This is a genomic window from Thiohalomonas denitrificans (assembly GCF_900102855.1).
Lineage (GTDB): Bacteria > Pseudomonadota > Gammaproteobacteria > Thiohalomonadales > Thiohalomonadaceae > Thiohalomonas > Thiohalomonas denitrificans.
Window position 1 is genome coordinate 357,031 of record NZ_FMWD01000004.1, and the last position, 20,214, is coordinate 377,244.

Genomic DNA, 20,214 nt, shown 5'->3' on the forward strand with positions numbered 1-20,214 from the left:
GATACCCGCTGCAGAGCACTAAAGCGGCCAGGAGCCCGTCCGAGAACATCGTTTTCTGTAGCCCATCGCTACTCTCGCACAGCCCCCTGGGCCTGTGCACCTGTCTGCTCATCCGAGCCCTCCTGCTGCCGGGCATCCGCCTTGCGTACCCATCCCCAATCGTCGAAAAGCACATAGAGCGCCGGCATCACCAACAGCACGAGCACGGTAGCGGTCAGCAGGCCGAACACCACCGAGATCACCATCGGCTTGATGGCGTCGGCCTGGGTGCTGGTTTCGGCCAGCAACGGCAACAGCCCGGCAATGGTGGTGCTGGAAGCAATAAAGATGGCGCGCAGGCGATCACGACTCGCCTGGCCGGCGGCGGCGACTGCCGAGAGCCCCCGTTGGCGGTGCTCCTTGATGAAGAGCACCAGCAAAATGGCATTGTTGACCACAATGCCCGCCAGTGAGGCCGCGCCAATCAACGAGGGCATCGACAGATAGAAGCCCATCAACACGTGCCCCCAGATCGCACCGATGAAGGCCAGCGGGATCGACACCATCACGATCAACGGTTCGACATAGCTTCGGAACTGAAAGGAGAGAATCACGAAGATACCGATCAGACCGATCAGCAGGCCGCGACCGATGGAACCGCCGGTCTCGGCAGAGCGGGCCACCTGCCCCTCGAAGGTCACATCGACTGCCGGGTGGCGCTCCCGGAAGTCGGTCAGCCATCCGCCCTGCAGGTCACTGACAATGGCCTGACCGCTGCTGAGACGTGCATCGACGTTGGCCTCCACTGTGACGGTGCGGCGGCCATCGATGCGGGTGATCATCGCCCAGTCGCGGATCTCCTTCGAGTGCGCCACCACATCCAGCGGTACCCGGCGCCCGTCGGGAAGCTGGATGGTGTGATCAGCGAGATCATCCAGACTCTCTCGGTCCTCTGCGGCCTGGCGAACCAGAACCTCCACATCCTGATCGCCGATGCGCTGGGTGTCGGCAATCTCCCCAAGCAGGGCGGCACGCAGCTGCGCTGCCACCTCCTCGGCGGTCAGTCCCAGTCCGTGGGCGCCTTCGGCCAACGCAAAGGTCCGCTGCGGCTTGCCCGGTCGCAGGTTATCGTGAACATTGTAGACACTGCTATAGCCCGACAGGTGTTCGGTCACCTCCAGCGCCGCAGTCTTCAGGGCATGCAGGTCTTCGCCCTGCAGACGCACCTCGACCGGTATTCCGGCGGGGCCGAAACCCGGCTCCTGGATAATCAGGCTCTGGATCCCGGCAATCTCGCCAATCTCCTCACGCCAGGCATCGGTGAGTTCGTCCAGGCTGACGCTACGCCGCTCGGCGGTGAGCAGGTCGACCATCACCGTCGCGACATGGGTGCCGGCCTCGCGGGCACTGGGGTTGTAATTGAAGCGCACCTGGGTGGCTACTACCAACGGCGACTCATCCGGCTGTTGCGGAGTGAAGCGCGCATCGAGACGCTGCATGGCGGCCTCTACCTGCTCGGCCACTGCCTGCGTCCGCGAAAACGGTGTGCCTTGGGGCATCAGGATATCCGCTTCGAGGACATCGCCGTCGATAGCAGGCATCGCCTCACTGCCGATGTGTCCACCGGCCATGAACCCTGCCGAACCCAGCATGATGGCCAGCACCGCACCCAGCACGGCGTGGCGCCAGCGGATGGCAGCATCCGCAACACGCCCGACCCGTTCTCGAAGGGCCGAAAAACGCAGTTCGAAGGCGGTACGAAAACGGGAGTTGTTCTCTTCTTTCAACCCCGACAGGCTGCCTTTGAGGTGATGGGGCAGAATCCAGAATGCCTCGATCAGGCTCGCCGCCAGGGCGGCGATCAGCACCACCGGCAGCACCTCGAGTACCGAGCCCAGTTCACCGGCCAGAAACGACAGCGGTGCAAATACCGAAACCGTGGTGAGAAAAGAGGACAGCACCCCCGGCAACACCTGACGGGTACCCGCCACCACTGCCTCCAGCGGGGAGCCTTGCCGAAAGGAATGAGCGGCAATATTGTCAGTGATGACGACGGCGTCATCCATAACGATGCCGATGGCCATCAGCAGTGCCACCAGGGTGATCATGTTCAGCGACAGCCCGGTCAGGCTCATCACGGCAAAGGCGCCCATGAAGGCCGCAGGCAGCCCCAGCACAGCCCACAGAGCCAGCCTGGGACGAAAGAACAGGCTCATCACCAGGATCACCAGCAGCAACCCGATTATGCCGTTGCTCACCAGCATCTGCAGCCGATCGCGAACGATGGTGGTCATGTCCTGGGTCAGGGAGAGCCGTATCCCGTCGCCGAGGCGCTGGCGCTCCGTCTCCACCAGCGCCGTCAAATCGTTCATGACTTCCAGGGAGTCGTCGCGTAGCGTCTTGCTGACCTCCAGCACCATGGCGCGCTCCCCATTGAAATGGAGCTGCTCCTCCTCCCGCTCTCCGACCTGTTTCAGGTTGGCAATATCGTCCAGGGTCAGCTCGCCGCCCCTCCCATCCGATACGACCACCAAACCCTTCAGTTCATCCAGGGATCGGCGCTGGTCGGTAAAGCGCAGCTGGATGTCACGGTCGCGGGTCTCCAGGGTGCCCAGCGGCATGTCGATACTCTGGCTTGCAACCCGCCGGGCCAGTTCGCGGGCCGAAAGGCCGTACTGCGCCAGTACCTCACGGGGTACCTCCACCTGCCACTGACGCTGGGAGAGCCCATGGATTGCCACATCGGCGACACCGGGCAGGGCCATCAGCCGGTTTTCCAACACCAGGGCGTAGTTTTCCAGCTGGTCCAGGGGCATATCACCGCCGACGGCCACCGCAGCCACCAGATCGCTGCGGTTCAGCTCTCTTACGATCGGGTCTTCGGCCCGCTCGGGCAGATCCGTAAGGGCATTGACCTCGGTATCGATGTCGTTGAGAAAGCGAATGGCATCGCCTCCGGCGAGCATCGAGACGGTCGCGCTGGCCAGATTATCCTGGGCCACGCACTCCATCTCATTGAGAAAATCCACCCCCTTGACGGCATCATGCAGACGTCGGCAGATGGCGTCCTCCACATCGGCCGCGGTGGCGCCGCGATACTCCACCTGAACGCTCACCTCGACCGGCCGGTAATCGGGAAAGGTCTCGCGCTTAAGCGACGGCGCGGCGAACAGTCCCACCGCCAGCAGCAGGATCAGCAGCAGGTTGGCCGCGGTCGGATGGCCGGCAAACCAGCGGATCATGGCGCCTCTCCCTGCGCCATCGCCTGCAGCCGCTGCTCCAGCGCCTCATCCCTGCGTGGAGTGACCGCCATGCCGTCCAGGGCCGGCACCGGGTCGTCCACGATCACCCGATCGCCCGCAGTCAGACCGGAACGGATTACCGCCAGGTCATTCTGCTCATAGGCCACCTTTACCGGGCTGCGCTCCAGGCGGTCCTGATCATCAACCCGGTAGACCTCGCCGTGGTGGACGGCCGCGGCCGGTATCACCAGAAGCGGCTCGGGATTTTCGGTGGAGAGCCGCACGCCCACGTAGGTATTCCGCTGCAGCGGCGGATGGTCCGGCGGCCGGGCATTGCGGTAGGGCTCATCGACCGTGACCACCACCCGGGCGGTGCGGGTGCCAGGGTCCAGACCGCTGGCCACCCGCGTGACCCGTGCCGGCCAGCCGATACCCTCGGCCCCGACAAGCTCCACCTCGGCACGAATATCCGACAAATCCAGACGTCCCCCAAGGTCCAGCGAATCCTCGGAGATCGTCGAGGAGCGAGTCACACTGCCCATCAGACGGCGCAGCATCGCGTAGGGAATATGGGCCTCGACCTCGGCGGCCGTTATGCTGTCTGCTTCGAACAACTGCTGACCGACTGCCACGTGCTGGTGCATTTCGACCTGCACGTCACCAAGACGCAGGTCATAGGGTGCCTCAAAGCGGGTGTCCTCCAGATCCCGTCTGGCCTGCGCCACCCGCGTCTCGGCCCGCTCCATCTCCGCCTGGAGCTGTTTCCGGCGAGAGGGAATGAGCGCCATCTGGTTTTTGAGGGAGGCCACGGCCTGACGTTGCGCCAGGGTGGCCCGTTGCTGCTCGTCACGCACAGAGCGCGACACCGAACCGCTCTCGGCCATACGCTCGATACGCGACAACTCCTGTTCGGACAGAATCAGGCGATCGCGCTCCAGTTCCAGCAGCCGGCGCGTGTTGTCCTCCTCGGTCTTCAGATGCGTCTTTTCAGCAGCCAGCCTGCCGAGTTCGGCTTCCGCCTCGGCAATCGCCAGCTCGTAACGGCTGGGATCCAGGGCCAGCAACAGGGTCCCTTTCGGCAGCAGCGTGCCACTCTCCAGGTCGTCACGGCGCTCGACCACCCGGCCCGCCACATTGGCAATGGCCTGCCAGGTCTCGGCGGGGCGGGCAGTACCGTAGCCGCGGGCCTCAAGCCGAAACTCCAGCGGCTGCACCTCGATCACCGACAGGACCGGCACCTGCGGGGGTATCTCGCCATGCGTCGGGGCCTGACGATTGGCCACGAACACCACGGCCAGGACAACGCCCACCGTCAGTCCGGCCAGCACCACGGCAGCCCGCCTCGTGCGGGGGAAGGCCACTTTCATGATTTTTCTCCTTGTTGGGCGACAATTCCCTGCCGGTAGATACCGAACGCGCCCGGTGCCAGTTCGAGCGTCTGACGCACGTCGCCCGCTATCAGCGACTGCATCACCAGGCCCTGAATGGTGCCGACGAACTGGGTGGTTGCTGCCTCGATGTCCAGATCGGCACGCAGTTCGCCCTGCTCGCAGCCCTCGTTCAACAGCACCTCGATTCGCTCCCGGTAGCCCGACAGCAGAGAAAACACCATGCGCCGGGCCGGCGTCGGCCGGCCGTGCTGGAGCTGTCCCATCATCATGCGGGGCACACCAGGATGCTCGACAATGAAGCCGATATGGGCCATGAACATGGCTTCCAGGGCACCCAGTGGGCTGTCCGCCTGCCGTGCCGCTTTATCCAGACGCTGCATGACCCGTTCCGCCACCCACTCCGCCACCGCCTTCCAGATAGCGTCCTTACTGGCAAAATGGCGAAACAGTGCACCCTGAGTCACCTTCATGTGCTTGGCAATCGAGGCTGTGGTGATCCGGGCGGGATCCTCCTTGCCGCAAAGATCGACCACCGCGCGCACGGTCATTTCCTTGCGCTGATCCGCCGGCAAATGCCTGCTTTTGTTCATCCCGGCACCTCAATAAAGATAGTAACTAGTTACTATCTTATGGGAAAACGACGGTGATTGGCCAGCCGAAGGAGACAAACACCCGAGATCGGTAGCGAAAACTACTCTCATAAGGCCGGCGGTGGGCGCCGGAGTTCTCTGGTGGCAAACGGCTCTCGGTGAACTTGCCTCCGCTGCCATTACGAGCACTACCCCTTGGCTGGCCGCGCAGCGGCAGGGACGGCTCGCAATGACCGCTAAATGTTCACCACTGATTCCGGCGCGCAGAGCAGCTGGGAAGGCCTGTGACAACCGAGGTGATAGGGGGAGACGCGAGATCAAAACCGAAAGGGCACAACGCCCTACAATTCTGTCGGGAAACAAGAGCATGAGGACAGGGATGCTCTATAGCTTGAGCGAAGACTATTCCGACTCAGTCAGCCCAGGGGCTTCCGATCTCGATCCCGTGCTCCGTGATTTCATAATGGAACTGTCGGCTATCGAAACCGCTACCACGCATCTTCACGATACTGAGCATCCGCTCCAGATGATAATGTCGTTCCATGGAACGCGACAGGATGATGGCATCGACGACGGAGCTGAAGCGCGCTGCGGTGATCGCCACCGGCGCCTCGGGGACCCCGAAAGCCCCACCCACCGCGTAGAGCAGGACCACGGTAATTCCCTGTGACTTGCAGAAGCTCACCAGTTGCTCCATGAACAGCCGATGCTGGCGAGCATTCATGCCGATGGATAGAAGTGCCGAAATGGAATCGACCACCAGACGTTTGGCGCCGATCCGATTTACACCGTTGACGATCTGATAGAGCACCTGGTCGGAACGGATATCGGCAAAGGGCACATCAATAAACAGGAGACGTCCCTGCCGCTCGGCGGCCGAAAAGTCCCAGCCAAAGCTTCCCGCGGCGACCTGCAATTGGGCACCCGCCTCCTCAATGGAGACATAGACGCTTGCCTCTCCGGCCTGAAGCCCCGCCTGGACGAAATGGAGACCGAACGTGCTTTTTCCGGCGCCGGTGTTGCCGCTAATCAGTGCGACATGCCCCTCCGGCAATCCGCCCCGCAGCATCGCATCAAACGGCGGAATCCCGAACGCCTTGCGTGTATCCAGATGCACCCCCGCCACCCGTTCCAGGAGCGGAATGAGCGGAAACACCTCCAGCCCGTTTTTTGAAATCTCGAACTCGACCCGGCCGCTCAGGTAGTCGAGTCCCCGCAGCTTGTGAACGACCAGCTGCCGTACCGTTCGCCGCTCCCCCGGTACCTTGCTCAGCTCAACCACGCCGTCGGCAATGAACTCCTCCAGACCATATTTTGAAATCGCACTGCTGCCATCCACCTTCGAACAACTGAAGAGCGTGGTGACGCCCCGGTCGCCCAGACGCTGGGACAGTAGCAGGAACGCGTGACGCACCGCCCTTTGCGAGGCGAAGCGATCGAACAGACTTGCCATGCCGTCGATGGCCACCCGCTCGGCCTTCAGACGCTCCACCGTACGAATGATGGTGTCTACCAGCGGAATGAGGGAGCACTGCTCTTCCGCTTCGACGCTCTCCAGTTCACCATGGAACGGCGCCAGATCGAGAAGCGCCAGCTGTTCGGTGCCGCCGCTCTCCAGTGCCGCGTAATCCCACCCGAAACCACCCACGTTGAGTCGAATTGCCTCCGGTGGCTCTTCGCAGGCGATGATGACGCCCGGCTGGTTAAACCGGGTGACCCCGTGATAGATAAACTCGTTTAGCAGAACGCTCTTTCCGGTTCCGCTTTCGCCGTTGATCAGCACCGACCGCCCCTTGGGCAGGCCACCTCCCAGCACGCGATCAAAACCGGCGATGCCGGTTTCCAGACGCTGGACCACGGGGGGGGATTGCCCTTCCATAACTCGCCTCTCCAGTCGACGTCGTGAAGGTGTTGCCGTCAGTTTAGGAAATTATGCTCCGATCTTTTCAATACGGGCGTCATGGCTTCTGCCACAGGAACGAAACACACCCTAACCGGCCGGAGGGTTCCCGGGTTATCTCCTGCTAGTGTACTGTTGCATGCTGGTTTGAACCGATCATCGGGCGCGGCTAAGCTGAATGGGGAGTTACGTGAATTCGTATGCTTAAAACCCACAGCCATGAGCCCCTCACCGGCCGCGCCAGCAGGACCAGGGAGATAATTCGAAGCCATGAAAGGCATGGATGGGGATATCCATATCCACCCGGAGCTCGAAGAGGTCTACCGGGACTCGGCGGAGCGGATCGCCCTGCTGGCCACTCGCAGCATAGCGGAGCACGGATCATTTCATTTCGCACTGGCGGGCGGCGCCACCCCGGCCGGCACCTATAAGGTACTCGGCACGCCGCCGCTACGCGACGAAGTCGATTGGTCACGTGTCCACGTCTACTTCGGCGACGAGCGCTGCGTGCCGCCCGATCATCGCGACAGCAATTTCCGGATGGCACAAAAGACCCTTCTCAGTCGGGTTCCTCTTCCCGAATCGCAACAGCATCGCATCCGTGGTGAACTGGAACCCGAGGCCGCGGTACGCCACTACACCGAGACGCTGCGACGTGAGTTGCCCCTCGAAGGAACGATTCCGGTATTCGACCTGGTAATGCTCGGGACCGGTCCGGACGGGCATATCGCCTCGCTCTTCCCGGGCACCGATATCCTCAAACGGCGAAAACCGGTGGCGGCAGTCTATGTACCCAAGCTGGGGGCGTGGCGTATCAGTCTCACCTTTCCGGTTCTCAATGCGGCCCGGCATGTCATTGTGCTGGTCACAGGCCCGAAGAAGGCCGACGTGATCCGGCACGTGGTCAAGCATCACGACAGCAATCCCCTGCCGCTGGAACTGCTGCGCCCGCGAGGGCAACTGGAGTGGTTTCTGGATCGGGCCGCAGCCCGCTATATCATCCCTATCTAGTGTACTGTTGCATGCTTGGCGATACTTTCAGAGCCCCCCAAAAACGTCAGGACAAGGCGCAGCGCACAGGTAATGGTTATTCCCTTGTCAAGCGCTGCACGAATCCGCCGGGAGCGGATTCGGACAGCCGAAGGCTGGCCCGAAGGGCGGACTCCAGGGACGGGGTCCGCAACGCCGTCATGGCGTTTTGGGGGGGCTCCCTCCGGGCGAGCCGCTGGCCGGCCATCTGCGGCGTTGCGTTTCTTGGGCCGCTCTTGCGCATCCCTGCGCCCGCGGCATTTGTGCGTTCCTGCACTTCAAAGGGCACACCATTCCCTGCGAAACGCGCCTTGCATGATGTGTATGGATGCACAAATGCCGCGGGCGCAGGGATGCGCAGGAGCGGTCTGGCCGACCAGCGGCTCGCTGAAAGCACCGCCAAGCATGCAACAGTACACTACTGATGGAGACCTCCATGGCCGGACAGAGCGTCATCAAGGTAATCGCGGGCGATATCGGGGGAACCAAGACCCTTGTTCAGCTGGCGGCTTTCGACATCCGCCAACCATCGCCGCGGGGTGAAGTACTCTATGAACACCGCTTTGACAGCCGCGCCTACGGGGGACTCGACACGATTCTTCAGGAATTCCTGGAGCTGACGGGGCCCGTCGGAGAAGTCTACTCCGCCTGCCTGGGGGTGGCCGGGCCCGTTCACGACAAAGATGGGCACCAGCGGGCAACGCTCACCAATCTGCCCTGGGTATCCGATTCCAGAGCCGTGAGTGAAGTGCTCGGCATCCCGCGTGTTCGGCTCGTCAACGACTTCCAGGCCGTCGGCTACGGCATTGACGCCATGCGCGACGAAGATCTCGTCTCACTCCAAGAGGTGCACCCGCGGGAGCGTGCCCCCCGCCTGATAGTAGGTGCCGGTACCGGGTTGGGAGTGGGTCTGTTGGCCTGGAAGGGTGAATTCTACGAGAGCTATCCGACCGAAGGAGGACACGTCCACTTCGCGCCCGTGGATGATGAGCAGGATGCCCTGCTGCAATTTCTGCGCAACGAGTATGGTCGCGTCTCCTGTGAGAGACTGGTGTCCGGTCCGGGGCTGGAGAATATCTATCGCTTTATAGTCGCACGCGATGGGGAGCACACGGCCAGCCAGGATCCGCTGCTCAACGCGCCCGATCCGGCTGCCGCTATTTCAGCCGGGGCGATCAGCGGCGATGAGCCGCTGGCAATGCGCGCGATGGACCTGTTTGTCACCATTTATGGACAAGTGACCGGTGACCTGGCACTGACCACCCTGGCCCGGGGCGGCGTTTTCGTAGCCGGGGGGATTGCCCCCAGGATCCTGTCGCAGTTGCAAACCGGTCGATTCATGGACGCTTTTCATGATAAAGGCCGTATGCGTTCGCTTGTTACGGAACTCCCCGTAAGGGTTATCGTTAACCCCAGAGTAGGGCTTCTCGGCTGCGCTCTGGCCGCAAGCCGTATGTGAGGACCATGGAATCGAATCAGAAAATTGATGTAAACGTCGAGGCCCACTACGTGGAAGACCAGTCGTTTCCGGAACAGAACCGCTATGCGTTCGCCTATACCATCACCATCCGCAACAATGGCGAACGCCCGGCACGGCTGGTTCGCCGCCACTGGGAGATCACCGATGGACAGGGCCGGATGCAGGAAGTCGACGGCGAAGGCGTGGTCGGGGAACAGCCCTATCTTCGTCCCGGCGAGGCGTTTCGATACACCAGCGGCGTAATCCTGGAGACCCCGGTCGGTTCCATGGAGGGGCATTACCGCATGATCGATGACGACCAGGAAGAGTTCGATGCCGACGTGCCGCCGTTTACCCTGGCTCTGCCGCACACGCTGCATTGAGGTTTGTTGAGGCGCAGGCCAGCCGCATACTTGTGCGTATACCCAGGCCCGGCACTCAGCGTTTCGCTTGGTACAGCCGCGCTATCTCCTCTGCATAACGGCTGAAGACCGCATTGCGCCGCACCTTCAGGGTAGGGGTTAACAGACCCGATTCGATACTCCACCCGTCGAGTGTGGCGTAGACCTGCCTGACCTTCGCGTAGGCGGGAAAGGCGTGCAGGCGTTCGGCGATACGTCGCAGCATCTCCTCCCGCGCCGCGCTCTGCATGAGACCCGTTGCATCGGCGGGCAGCTCGAATCGTTCCGCCACCTGGCCCCATACCTCACCATTCACTACCACCAGAGCGCTCAGGAACGGGCGTCCCTCACCAACCACCATCACTTGCTCGAAGAGGGGGTCGAGAGCGATGGCCCCCTCCAGAGCGGCCGGGGGCACATTTTCGCCATTGGAGAGCACCAGGATCTCCTTGCGACGGCCGGTCAGATAGAAGTGGTCACCCCGCTGCTCGCCCAGGTCACCGGTGTGCAGCCAGCCGGCCCTGTCAATGGCCTCGGCGGTGGCCTTCGGGTTGCGCCAATAGCCACGCATGACCGAAGGCCCGCGCACCAGCAGTTCCCCCCCGCTATCGAAACGGGCCTCCCAGCCCGGCAGTAGCACGCCGATACTCTCCGGCCGATTGTTTCCGGGTGGATTGAAGGTGACCACCGGGCTGGCCTCCGTAAGGCCGTAGCCCTGACAGAGATCGAGCCCCAGCCCGATGAAGGTCCTCGCCAGTTCCGGAGAGAGCGCAGCACCACCACTGACGGCAATCCGCAGCCGTCCGCCCAGACGCTCCAGCACCGGCCGCCCCACCAGCCGTCGCAACAGCGGGCCTGCGAGCAGCGAGGGGTGCCAGGCGGCACAGCCCTGGCGATACTTGAAGCGGCGCCAGCCCACCCGCACAGCGGTATCGAACAGCGTTCGGCGCCAGCGTGGACCATCCGCCAGTCGCTGGGTTATACGCCCATAGGCCGTTTCAAAGATCCGTGGAACCGCGATCACTGCGGTCGGCCGCTGGCTGGCAAAGTCCATCGACAGCTGCGCAACGGATCGGGCGAAGGCCACGCAGGCCCCCGCTGCCATCGGGAGATAGTAGCCACCGGTGCGCTCCAACATATGAGCCAGGGGCAAGAAGGAGAGAAAACGATCGCTCGGGTAGACATCGATCTGTTCCAGCGCCGCCCGTACATTACTGAGGATGTTGCGGTGGCTTAGCATCACCCCTTTGGGCCGGCCATAGGTGCCGGAGGTGTAGACCAGCGTAGCCAGGTCATCAGAATGGACCGGCGCGGGCGGCACATTACCCACAGCGGGGAGCCACTCATCAAGCGCTGTTGCGCGCTGATCAGTAACCCGCTCACTACCCGGAATCACGACGCGAACAAGCTGGGTTACCTCCTCCAGCGCCGGCTGCAGCCGGTGCCAGCGCCCGGCATCCTGCAGCAGGAGCAGGCGCGCTCCGGAGTCCTTCAGCTGCCAGGCGAGAGAATCGGGACGGTCATCGGGGTAGAGTGGAACCACCACCAGCCCCAGTGAGAGTGCCGCCTGTTCGAACAGGATCCACTGAACACCATTTCGCTGCGCAACGGCGACCCGCTCTCCGGAGACGAGACCCTCTGCCGCCAGCGCCGCCCGCCAGCGAGCCACTTCCGCGCCCGTTTCGCCCCAGGTGATTTCCCGCCACTCTGCCGTCGCACGGTCATACCAGCGGTAAGCGGGCCGCTCCGGGCTGCGCTCCGCCCGGGCGCGAAAGAGGCCGTCCAGGGTCGGAGCGGAGGGTTCAAGCAGCTTTTCGGTGGCCTGTGCTGTCATGGAGAACGATTGTACATGCAGGTGGTTTGCAACGGGACTGGTACAATCGGCCCCGGAGGATTTACCTATGGCCACCTACGCGATCGGCGACATTCAGGGCTGTTTCGACGAGTTACAGAAGCTTCTGGAGCGACTCGCCTTCGATCCGGCGAGCGATCAACTGTGGTTTGCCGGTGATTTGGTCAATCGCGGGCCCCGCTCCCTGGAGGTACTGCGTTTCGTGCGCGACCTGGGAGACCGGGCTGTCACGGTCCTCGGTAACCATGATCTCCATCTGCTGGCCATCTGGCAGCACCGGGACCGCCTGAAGCGCAGCGATACCCTGGAACCGGTGCTGGAGGCCCCGGACTGCGACGAACTGCTCCACTGGCTGCGCCACCGGCCACTGATGCACTACCAGGCGGACCCCGGCTATGCCCTGGTCCATGCCGGGCTATCACCCGACTGGGACCTCGAGACCGCCCTCGCCTGCGCCCGGGAGCTCGAAACCGTGCTGCAGGGTGAGCAGTTTGCGGAATTCCTCGCCCACATGTACGGCAATCAACCGGATCGCTGGTCGGAAAACCTGACCGGGTGGGGCCGCCTGCGGTATGCCGTGAACTGCTTTACCCGCCTGCGCTACTGTGCCACGGACGGGCGCCTCGAATTTCGCCAGAAGGACGCCCCCGGAACCCAGGAATCGGGCTTTCTACCCTGGTTTGCGATGCCCGGCCGCCGCAACGCCGACATCGAGGTAATCTTCGGCCACTGGTCGACCCTCGGACTCTACCGCGACCACGGCGTACGCAGCCTGGACACCGGCTGCCTCTGGGGTGGCGACCTCACCGCCCTGTGTCTGGAAGACGACAGCATCACCCAACTGCCCTGCCCGCGGATTTGTCACCCGTAAGGCGCCTTCCCGGTAACGGCGCCCGGTGTATTTGAAAAATCCTGGGGGCGGTTGTTACTTTCTTTCCAGCACTTGGAAAGCCATGCCATGGGGATTATCGGCATCCGCCGGGCGCTCCTCCCGTTCGGTCTCGCGCCATTCGGAGGAGTCGATGGATGGAAACCAGGCGTCGCCTTCGATGACCGCATGGACCCGGGTCAGGTAGAGCCGATCGGCGCGGGGCAGGATCTGTTGATAGAAAGTGGCTCCACCGATCACCATGACCTCCTCCGCCGGTTGCGCGGCTTCGAGGGCGGCATCAATGGAGTGGACCACCCGGCAGCCCTCGGCGCGATAGGAGGGGTCACCGGTGACCACCACATTGGTGCGCTTGGGAAGGGGGCGACCGATGGATTCAAACGTCTTGCGGCCCATGATTACCGGTTTTCCGAGTGTATGGCGACGGAACCACTGCATGTCGGCCGGCAGACTCCAGGGGAGCCGGTTCTCGATACCAATCACCCGGTCTTCCGCCATGGCGGCGATGATGGAAATGCGCATATTCTCTCCAGCCCACACGAACAGACATCCTGGCTGGGAGCCTGTCCGAGAATACCGTTTTTGTAGGTTGGGGTGAGTTATGCGAACCCCAACGCGAATTCTGTTGGGCTTCGTTCCTCAGCGCCAACCTACATTTTGGAAGCCATTACTATTCCTGGACAGCTCCTAGACGGCCACCGGCGCCTTGATCGGCGGGTGGTGTTCATAACCATCCAACTGGAAGTCCTCGAAGCGGAAGTCGAACACCGAATCGATATCGGGATTCAAGCGCATGGCTGGCAACGGGTAGGGCTCGCGGGACAGCTGCAGTCGCGCCTGCTCCAGATGGTTGGAGTAGAGATGGGCATCACCCAGGGTGTGCACGAAATCCCCCGGCTCGAGACCGGTCACCTGCGCCAGCATCATGGTCAACAGGGAATAGGAGGCAATATTGAACGGCACGCCGAGGAAAATGTCTCCGGAGCGCTGATAGAGCTGGCACGAGAGGCGGCCGTTGGCCACGTAGAACTGGAAGAACGCATGGCAGGGAGCCAAGGCCATGCGACCGGCTGCCGCATTCTTCCTGGGGGAGACCGCTTCGTCAGGCAAATCAGCCACGTTCCAGGCACTGACAATGATGCGACGCGAATCCGGATTTGTGCGAATCTGGTCGACGGCCTGCTGGATCTGATCGATATGCCTGCCGTCCGGCGTCGGCCAGGAGCGCCACTGATAGCCGTACAGCGGCCCGAGGTCACCGTTCTCGTCCGCCCATTCATCCCAGATCCGGACGCCATTCTCCTTCAGATAAGCGATGTTGGTCTCGCCTCGCAGGAACCAGAGGAGTTCATGGATAATCGAGCGCAGGTGCAACTTCTTGGTGGTGACCAACGGGAAGCCTTTCGACAGGTCGTAGCGCATCTGGTAACCAAATACGCTTCGGGTGCCGGTGCCGGTCCGGTCTTCCTTTACGGTGCCGTTCTCCAGCACATGACGCATCAGATCGAGGTATTGGCGCATGATTATTCCTGCCTGTTGGGAACGGCTTTACCGGTATTGCCGCGACCGTAGGCCAGCCCCAGCAACGCCAGACCAACAACGATCAGCGGTAGTGAGAGCACCTGCCCCATGGTCACCCAGCCAAAGGCCAGATAGCCGAGATGAGCATCCGGCTCGCGCACGAATTCCACCAGAAAACGGAACAGGCCATAGCCAACGGCGAAGACACCCGAAACGGCCATGGTCGGACGCGGCTTCGAGGAGAACCACCAGACGATGGCAAACAGCACCACGCCTTCGAGGAAAAACTGATAGAGCTGAGAGGGATGGCGCGCTACATCGCCGGCTCCGGGAAAGACCATCCCCCACGGCAGATCGGTGGGCTTGCCCCACAGCTCACCATTGATGAAGTTGCCGATGCGCCCCGCACCGAGACCGATGGGCACCAGCGGTGCCAGAAAATCGACGACCTCGAAATAGCGACGGTTTTCCCGCCAGGCATAGACGCCCAGGGCAACCATCACCCCGAGCAGACCACCATGGAACGCCATCCCCCCTTCCCAGATCCGGAACAGCATCAGCGGGTCCTGCAGGAATGCACCCCAGTTGTAAAACAGGACGTACCCGATGCGACCGCCCAGCACTACCCCCAGTGCAGAGTAAAAAACCAGGTCATCGACCTGCGCGGGCTTCCAGTTCCAGCGTGGCTGCGCTGCCCGGCGGCGTCCCAGCCACCAGCCGCCGACAAAGCCGACCAGATACATCAAGCCGTACCAGTGCACCTGAACCGGGCCGAAACTGATGGCGACCGGATCGATATCGGGGAATTTCAACATGGCAGGAGTATACCAGAACAGCGAGTGGCGAGTGGCGAGTGGCGAGTGGCGAGTGGCGAGTGGCGAGTGGCGAGTGGCGAGTGGCGAGTGGCGAGTGGCGAGTGGCGAGTGGCGAGTCTCCAAGAGTGAACCCCACCGCCTAGCAACTAGCAACTCACTGTGTCCCGCCCGTTCTCTATTGCTCGTCGCTCTTCCTAGCCACTAGCTACTCGCCACTAGCTACTCTAGCAGCTACTAGCCACTCGCCACTCCCCACTCCCCACTAATGATTAATCACTAACCACCCGCACGGCGAAGGCCTTGAGATACTCCGTCTCGGGGATGGCGGGATGGATGGGGTGATCCGCCCCCTGATGGCCCTGATGGATGATCTGGGCCCGCCGGTCGAGGTGGCGGGCGCTGCGCTGGAAGATGTCCACCAGCTGTTCGCGGCGGAGGTGGTGGGAGCAGCTGGCGCTGACCAGTATTCCGTCCTTGCCGAGCAGTTGCATGGCGGCCTGATTGATGCGGCGATAGGCCTCGAGACCACTCTTGACGTCCTTGCGCCGCTTGATGAAGGCGGGCGGGTCGACCACCACCACGTCGAAGCGCTCGGCGTCGGCGCGCAGGCCCTTGAGGGCCTGGAAGGCGTCTCCTTCCAGGAATTTCATCCGCTCCTCCATGCCGTTGAGGGCGGCACTGCGCTCGGCATAGTCCAGTGCCGCTGCCGAGGCTTCGACACACCAGACCTCACCGGCACCGGCAACAGCGGCCTGAAGACCCCAGCCGCCGATGTAACTGAAGACGTCCAGTATCCGCGGCGGCTCCGAGCGGGCCAGCCCGCGGACCAGCCCCTGCACCCAGGCGCGGTTATCCCGGTGATCGAAAAACCAGCCCGTCTTCTGGCCACCCGCCAGCGGCGCCTCGAACGTAACGCCATTCTCCTCCAGCCGCACGCTCTCCGGGACCTCTCCGATCGCCTCGACATAGGACTCCAGCTGTTCCAGCTTGCGCATGCCGCTATCGTTTCGCAGCAGAATGCCCGATGGGCGCAACACTTTCTGAAGCGCTTCAATGATGGCCTCCCGTGCCGCTTCCATGCCGGCAGTGTTCATCTGCACCACGACGACGCTGTCGAAGCGATCGATGATCAGTCCCGGCAGTCCGTCGGCCTCGCCGTGAACCAGCCGGTAAAAAGGCCGCTCATAGAGCCGCTCGCGAAGCCCCAGCGCTACCTTGAGACGGTGCACAACCAGGGAGCGATCCAGCCCGTGGGCCGGATTGCGGCTCACCAGCCGGGCGCAGATGAGCGAAGCCGGATTCACATAGCCGACGCCCAGGGACTTGCCGTTGGAGGCCTGGACCTCCACCACCTGGCCCGGCTCGAACCCGGTCAGGGGCGTGCGCTGCACATCCACTTCGTTGCTGAATACCCAGAGGTGGCCGGCGCGCAACCGCCGGTCTTCATTCTTCTTCAGCGTCAGAACGGCCGGTTCCATGGAGTCTCCCTCGAAGGATAAAAGGCGCCGATTATGCGGCAGGATACGCCACAGGCAAAGAAAACGTCACGGTTGAACATTGGTCCCGGATGGGTCCATCGCTGTCTTCCGGATAGGAACGAGCGCGGAAAGCGGCTATATTGTTGACCGAACTTGTCGGAAATCAGGAGTCCCGCATGGTGCACCGCAATCGTCTCGCCAAAGAAACCAGTCCCTACCTGCTCCAGCACGCCGACAATCCGGTGGATTGGTATCCGTGGGGGGACGAGGCGTTGGGCCGGGCGCGTCGAGAGGACCGCCCGATTCTGCTCTCGATCGGCTACTCGGCCTGTCACTGGTGCCATGTCATGGCCCATGAATCGTTCGAGAATCCGGAAACCGCTCACCTGATGAACGAGCATTTCGTGAACATCAAAGTGGACCGGGAGGAGCGTCCCGACCTCGACCGCATCTACCAGACCGCCCACCAGTATCTCACCCGACGCCCCGGCGGATGGCCGCTGACGCTTTTCCTGACCCCCGACCAGATACCCTTCGCCGCCGGTACCTATTTCCCGCCCAACCCGCGGCACGGCCTGCCTGCCTTCCCCGACATATTGCAGCGGGTGGCCGACTTCTTCCATGAACGGCGCGACGCCATCGAAGAGCAGAATGAATCCCTGCAAGAGGCGCTGCAGGGGGCGGTCGACTCCCGGGTGGCGGGGCTGCCCGACGACGGGCCGTTGCGCCGGGCGCGCCACGAGCTGGAGGCGAATTTTGATCACGAGCATGGCGGACTCGGGACGGCACCGAAATTTCCGCACGCCCATTCCCACGCTTTCCTGCTGCGCCAGGCTGCCCGGCACAACGACAACGAAGCGCGCGACATCGCCCTGAATTCACTCGCCGCGATGGTCAGCGGCGGGCTTTTCGACCAAATCGGCGGCGGTTTCTTCCGCTATGCAGTGGACGCGCGCTGGGAGATCCCGCACTTCGAGAAGATGCTTTACGACAACGGCCCCCTGCTGAGTCTCTGCATCGACGCCTGGCAAGTGAGCGGCGAGGAGCGATTCCGCCGGGCCGCCGTTCTGACCGCGGAGTGGGTGCTCCGTGAAATGCAGTCGCCCGAAGGGGGCTACTACGCCACGCTGGATGCCGACAGCGGCGGGCAGGAGGGCGGATTCTACCTGTGGACCCGTGAGGCGGCCCGGGAAGCACTGGAGCCGGACGACTTCCGGCTGGCCGCGGCAGCCTACGGACTCGATCAGTCAGCGAATTTCGAAGGTCAGTGGCACCTGACCCGTCGCCCTTCCATCGAAGCACTGGCGGAGAGCTTCGACATGGCCTCATCAAAACTGGAGCGGCGCCTTGAGGCGATACGCCAGCGGCTGTTCGCCGCGCGAGAGCAGCGGCAGCGGCCCGGCCGTGATGAAAAGGTGCTCACCAGCTGGAACGGGCTGATGATCAGCGCCATGGCCGACGCCGGCCGGCGTCTGAACGAACCGCGCTTCACCGCATCGGCCGAGCGAGCCCTGGATTTCATCCGGACCCGGTTGACCGACAACGGCAGACTGATGGCGGTCTACAAAGATGGCCAGGCGCGGCTATCGGGCTATCTCGACGACTACGCCTTTCTGGCCGATGGCGTCGTATCACTGCTCGAAGCGCGCTGGCGCGATGGTGATCTCAACTTTGCACTCGACCTCACTGAAACCCTTCAGGAGCATTTTCAGGACCACGAGGCCGGCGGTTTCTTTTTTACGGCCGATGATCATGAAGCCCTGATCCTGCGGCCCAAGCCCTTCATGGATGAGTCTACGCCCTCCGGAAACGGCATCGCGGCACGGGCGCTGCTGACACTTGGGCACCTGACCGGGCGTACCGATTTACTGGACGCGGCGGAGGAGACGCTTCAGGCCGGCTGGAACAGTTTAAGCGAGGTGCCCTCCATCCATGGTGCGCTGCTGCATGCCCTTGAAGACTACCTGATGCCGCCACAACAGGTAATCCTGCGAGGTGAGGATCGAGGCCTGCAGGAGTGGCAGGATCGACTGGCCGGGCACTTCGCTCCCCACCGCCTGGTGTTTTCCATCCCTGCCGGGGCCCGCGATCTTCCGGGCCTGCTCGCGGAACGTCCTGCGGACGGCGGGCAGCTTGCCTATGTCTGCGGTGCCCATCGCTGCGCACCGCCGGTACGCGATTTCGAGGCCCTGGAGCGCACTCTCGAGCGCACCGGGACCTGAGAATCATCACCCTCGTGAGCGGGCACCTCCCTGCCCGGGGTACGCACTCCGGGCTGGTGCTCCTACAGGTGGTAGCCGAACGCCTCGTGGAAACGGGCCTTGAACTCGTCCTGGCTGAAGCGGTGATTCTGGGTGCCGTGCTGTTCGACCTTGATCGCTCCCATCAGTGAGGCGACACGTCCGGTGGTCTCCCAGTCCATGTCATTGACGAGGCCGTGGAGCAGACCCGCTCGATAGGCATCACCACAACCGGTGGGATCATTGATGCCGCGCACCGGCGCCGCAGGGATCTCGTAGCGGTGCTTCGGCGTATAGATATAGGAGCCCTTGCCACCGCGAGTGACAATGAAGGCCTCGACCTGTTCAGCGATCTCGTGAGGGCTCTTGCCGGTACGCTCTTCGATCAATTGCGCCTCGTAGTCATTGGCCGCCAACCAGGTGGCCTGTTCGACGAAACGCATCAAGTCGTCGCCATTGAACATCGGCAGGCCCTGGCCCGGATCGAAGATAAAGGGGATGCCTGCCTCGGCGAACTGTTCGGCGTGCTCGATCATGCCGTCGCGGCCATCGGGCGCGACGATGCCGATTTGAACATCCTCCGCCTCGCCGACACTCTTTTCATGGGCAAAACCCATGGCGCCCGGATGGAAGGCCGTGATCTGGTTGTCATCCTGATCCGTCGTAATGAAGGCCTGGGCGGTATAGGTATTGTCCAGCACCTTGATATGACGGGTGTCGATGCCCTGTTGCTGCATCCAGTCCCCGTAGGGGTCGAAGTCGCGACCGACGGTGGCCATGGGCAGCGGTGCGCCGCCGAGCAGCTTGAGGTTGTAGGCGATATTACCGGCGCAGCCGCCAAACTCCTTGCGCATGTCCGGCACCAGGAACGAGACGTTCAGCAGGTGAACCTTGTCCGGCAGGATGTGATTCTTGAAGCGGTCGTGAAAGACCATAATGGTGTCATACGCGATGGAGCCGCAGATCAATGCCGACATGGGTAATCCTTTTCTGAGGGTTCAAAAGCAGGAACAACGTAGCGATAGCCCGCCCACAAGGCAAGAGCGATCGAATCACCACCAGCGGTCGGCAATGAGCAGTGCCCAAATCACACCGGCATTGACCAGTGCCATAAAGACCGCAGCGGAACCGATATCCTTGGCCCGGCCGGAGAGGGTGTGAATTTCCACCCCCACCCGATCAACCACGACTTCGATGGCGGAGTTGAGCAACTCCACCACCAGAACCAGCAGGAGGCTGCCGATGAGCAGGGCCCGCTCGACCGCGGTCTGCCCCAGCCATACGGCGGCCGGCACCATGACGACCAGAGCAATTAGCTCGAGACGAAACGCCTCCTCGTAGGTCACGGCCGCCTTGAGGCCCTTCATGGAGTAGCCGAAGGCCTGAAAGACATGGGCCAGACCCCTACAGTCCGGCTTGTTGATTTCC

General features: G+C 62.6%; 16 protein-coding genes. 5 read left to right on the forward strand and 11 right to left on the reverse strand.

Going from position 1 to position 20,214, the window contains the following annotated elements; genetic code table 11:
* Positions 1-68 precede the first annotated feature (68 nt).
* The 4 genes from BLP65_RS08335 to BLP65_RS08350 form a co-directional block, all read right to left on the reverse strand.
* The gene (locus tag BLP65_RS08335; RefSeq protein ID WP_092995292.1) at positions 69-3,221 is read right to left on the reverse strand and encodes an efflux RND transporter permease subunit; all 3,153 of its coding nucleotides are present in this window, start codon (positions 3,219-3,221) and stop codon (positions 69-71) included.
* On the reverse strand, positions 3,218-4,588 hold the full coding sequence (locus tag BLP65_RS08340) for an efflux RND transporter periplasmic adaptor subunit (protein ID WP_092995295.1): 1,371 nt from the start codon (positions 4,586-4,588) through the stop codon (positions 3,218-3,220). Before BLP65_RS08340 ends, BLP65_RS08335 begins: the two co-directional genes overlap by 4 nt.
* Positions 4,585-5,202: a TetR/AcrR family transcriptional regulator gene (locus BLP65_RS08345; RefSeq protein ID WP_092995298.1), complete on the reverse strand. Its 618-nt coding sequence runs from the start codon at positions 5,200-5,202 to the stop codon at positions 4,585-4,587. The genes BLP65_RS08340 and BLP65_RS08345 overlap by 4 nt, the downstream gene beginning before the upstream one ends.
* Before the next feature lie 412 nt (positions 5,203-5,614).
* The gene (locus BLP65_RS08350; RefSeq protein WP_092995301.1) at positions 5,615-7,081 is read right to left on the reverse strand and encodes an ATPase domain-containing protein; all 1,467 of its coding nucleotides are present in this window, start codon (positions 7,079-7,081) and stop codon (positions 5,615-5,617) included.
* Positions 7,082-7,372: 291 nt separating this feature from the next.
* Here BLP65_RS08350 and pgl point away from each other — a divergent pair, with 291 nt between their 5' ends.
* From pgl to apaG, 3 genes are all read left to right on the forward strand, one after another.
* On the forward strand, positions 7,373-8,113 hold the full coding sequence (pgl, locus tag BLP65_RS08355) for a 6-phosphogluconolactonase (RefSeq protein ID WP_092995304.1): 741 nt from the start codon (positions 7,373-7,375) through the stop codon (positions 8,111-8,113).
* A gap of 454 nt (positions 8,114-8,567) precedes the next feature.
* A complete protein-coding gene (locus tag BLP65_RS08365; protein WP_175452493.1) occupies positions 8,568-9,590 on the forward strand; it encodes a glucokinase in 1,023 nt (340 codons plus the stop codon).
* A gap of 5 nt (positions 9,591-9,595) precedes the next feature.
* Positions 9,596-9,973 carry a Co2+/Mg2+ efflux protein ApaG gene (gene apaG, locus BLP65_RS08370; protein WP_092995314.1) on the forward strand — a complete coding sequence of 126 codons (378 nt, stop codon included), beginning with the start codon at positions 9,596-9,598 and terminating at the stop codon, positions 9,971-9,973.
* 55 nt (positions 9,974-10,028) lie between these two features.
* Here the strand turns inward: apaG and BLP65_RS08375 are convergent, their stop codons facing one another.
* Positions 10,029-11,825 carry an AMP-dependent synthetase/ligase gene (locus tag BLP65_RS08375; protein ID WP_092995317.1) on the reverse strand — a complete coding sequence of 599 codons (1,797 nt, stop codon included), beginning with the start codon at positions 11,823-11,825 and terminating at the stop codon, positions 10,029-10,031.
* Between the two features lie 67 nt (positions 11,826-11,892).
* Between BLP65_RS08375 and BLP65_RS08380 the strand changes: the two genes are divergently transcribed.
* The gene (locus BLP65_RS08380) at positions 11,893-12,714 is read left to right on the forward strand and encodes a symmetrical bis(5'-nucleosyl)-tetraphosphatase (protein WP_092995320.1); all 822 of its coding nucleotides are present in this window, start codon (positions 11,893-11,895) and stop codon (positions 12,712-12,714) included.
* Between the two features lie 54 nt (positions 12,715-12,768).
* On the opposite strand, the gene folA is transcribed toward BLP65_RS08380, so the two are convergent.
* The 4 genes from folA to BLP65_RS08400 form a co-directional block, all read right to left on the reverse strand.
* A complete protein-coding gene (folA, locus tag BLP65_RS08385; protein ID WP_092995323.1) occupies positions 12,769-13,254 on the reverse strand; it encodes a type 3 dihydrofolate reductase in 486 nt (161 codons plus the stop codon).
* Between the two features lie 165 nt (positions 13,255-13,419).
* Positions 13,420-14,253: a thymidylate synthase gene (locus BLP65_RS08390; RefSeq protein ID WP_092995326.1), complete on the reverse strand. Its 834-nt coding sequence runs from the start codon at positions 14,251-14,253 to the stop codon at positions 13,420-13,422.
* 2 nt (positions 14,254-14,255) lie between these two features.
* Positions 14,256-15,068, reverse strand: coding sequence for a prolipoprotein diacylglyceryl transferase (gene lgt, locus BLP65_RS08395; protein ID WP_092995329.1), 813 nt, complete (start codon positions 15,066-15,068; stop codon positions 14,256-14,258).
* A 269-nt stretch (positions 15,069-15,337) separates the two neighbouring features.
* Positions 15,338-16,546, reverse strand: a complete 1,209-nt coding sequence (locus BLP65_RS08400) for a class I SAM-dependent rRNA methyltransferase (protein ID WP_092995332.1) — start codon at positions 16,544-16,546, stop codon at positions 15,338-15,340.
* A gap of 176 nt (positions 16,547-16,722) precedes the next feature.
* Between BLP65_RS08400 and BLP65_RS08405 the strand changes: the two genes are divergently transcribed.
* On the forward strand, positions 16,723-18,768 hold the full coding sequence (locus BLP65_RS08405) for a thioredoxin domain-containing protein (protein WP_092995336.1): 2,046 nt from the start codon (positions 16,723-16,725) through the stop codon (positions 18,766-18,768).
* 62 nt (positions 18,769-18,830) lie between these two features.
* Here the strand turns inward: BLP65_RS08405 and BLP65_RS08410 are convergent, their stop codons facing one another.
* Together BLP65_RS08410 and BLP65_RS08415 are read right to left on the reverse strand one after the other, a co-directional pair.
* The gene (locus BLP65_RS08410; protein ID WP_092995339.1) at positions 18,831-19,763 is read right to left on the reverse strand and encodes a carbohydrate kinase family protein; all 933 of its coding nucleotides are present in this window, start codon (positions 19,761-19,763) and stop codon (positions 18,831-18,833) included.
* 75 nt (positions 19,764-19,838) lie between these two features.
* Positions 19,839-20,153, reverse strand: a complete 315-nt coding sequence (locus tag BLP65_RS08415) for a diacylglycerol kinase (protein WP_092995487.1) — start codon at positions 20,151-20,153, stop codon at positions 19,839-19,841.
* Between the last annotated feature and the right edge of the window lie 61 nt (positions 20,154-20,214).

What these genes read in the sequence shown, in the direction of transcription:
- BLP65_RS08335 (WP_092995292.1), bottom strand. Translation starts at nt 3,221, where the DNA reads ATGATCCGCTGGTTTGCCGGCCATCCGACCGCGGCCAACCTGCTGCTG.
- BLP65_RS08340 (WP_092995295.1), bottom strand. Translation starts at nt 4,588, where the DNA reads ATGAAAGTGGCCTTCCCCCGCACGAGGCGGGCTGCCGTGGTGCTGGCC.
- BLP65_RS08345 (WP_092995298.1), bottom strand. Translation starts at nt 5,202, where the DNA reads ATGAACAAAAGCAGGCATTTGCCGGCGGATCAGCGCAAGGAAATGACC.
- BLP65_RS08350 (WP_092995301.1), bottom strand. Translation starts at nt 7,081, where the DNA reads ATGGAAGGGCAATCCCCCCCCGTGGTCCAGCGTCTGGAAACCGGCATC.
- pgl (WP_092995304.1), top strand. Translation starts at nt 7,373, where the DNA reads ATGAAAGGCATGGATGGGGATATCCATATCCACCCGGAGCTCGAAGAG.
- BLP65_RS08365 (WP_175452493.1), top strand. Translation starts at nt 8,568, where the DNA reads ATGGCCGGACAGAGCGTCATCAAGGTAATCGCGGGCGATATCGGGGGA.
- apaG (WP_092995314.1), top strand. Translation starts at nt 9,596, where the DNA reads ATGGAATCGAATCAGAAAATTGATGTAAACGTCGAGGCCCACTACGTG.
- BLP65_RS08375 (WP_092995317.1), bottom strand. Translation starts at nt 11,825, where the DNA reads ATGACAGCACAGGCCACCGAAAAGCTGCTTGAACCCTCCGCTCCGACC.
- BLP65_RS08380 (WP_092995320.1), top strand. Translation starts at nt 11,893, where the DNA reads ATGGCCACCTACGCGATCGGCGACATTCAGGGCTGTTTCGACGAGTTA.
- folA (WP_092995323.1), bottom strand. Translation starts at nt 13,254, where the DNA reads ATGCGCATTTCCATCATCGCCGCCATGGCGGAAGACCGGGTGATTGGT.
- BLP65_RS08390 (WP_092995326.1), bottom strand. Translation starts at nt 14,253, where the DNA reads ATGCGCCAATACCTCGATCTGATGCGTCATGTGCTGGAGAACGGCACC.
- lgt (WP_092995329.1), bottom strand. Translation starts at nt 15,068, where the DNA reads ATGTTGAAATTCCCCGATATCGATCCGGTCGCCATCAGTTTCGGCCCG.
- BLP65_RS08400 (WP_092995332.1), bottom strand. Translation starts at nt 16,546, where the DNA reads ATGGAACCGGCCGTTCTGACGCTGAAGAAGAATGAAGACCGGCGGTTG.
- BLP65_RS08405 (WP_092995336.1), top strand. Translation starts at nt 16,723, where the DNA reads ATGGTGCACCGCAATCGTCTCGCCAAAGAAACCAGTCCCTACCTGCTC.
- BLP65_RS08410 (WP_092995339.1), bottom strand. Translation starts at nt 19,763, where the DNA reads ATGTCGGCATTGATCTGCGGCTCCATCGCGTATGACACCATTATGGTC.
- BLP65_RS08415 (WP_092995487.1), bottom strand. Translation starts at nt 20,153, where the DNA reads ATGAAGGGCCTCAAGGCGGCCGTGACCTACGAGGAGGCGTTTCGTCTC.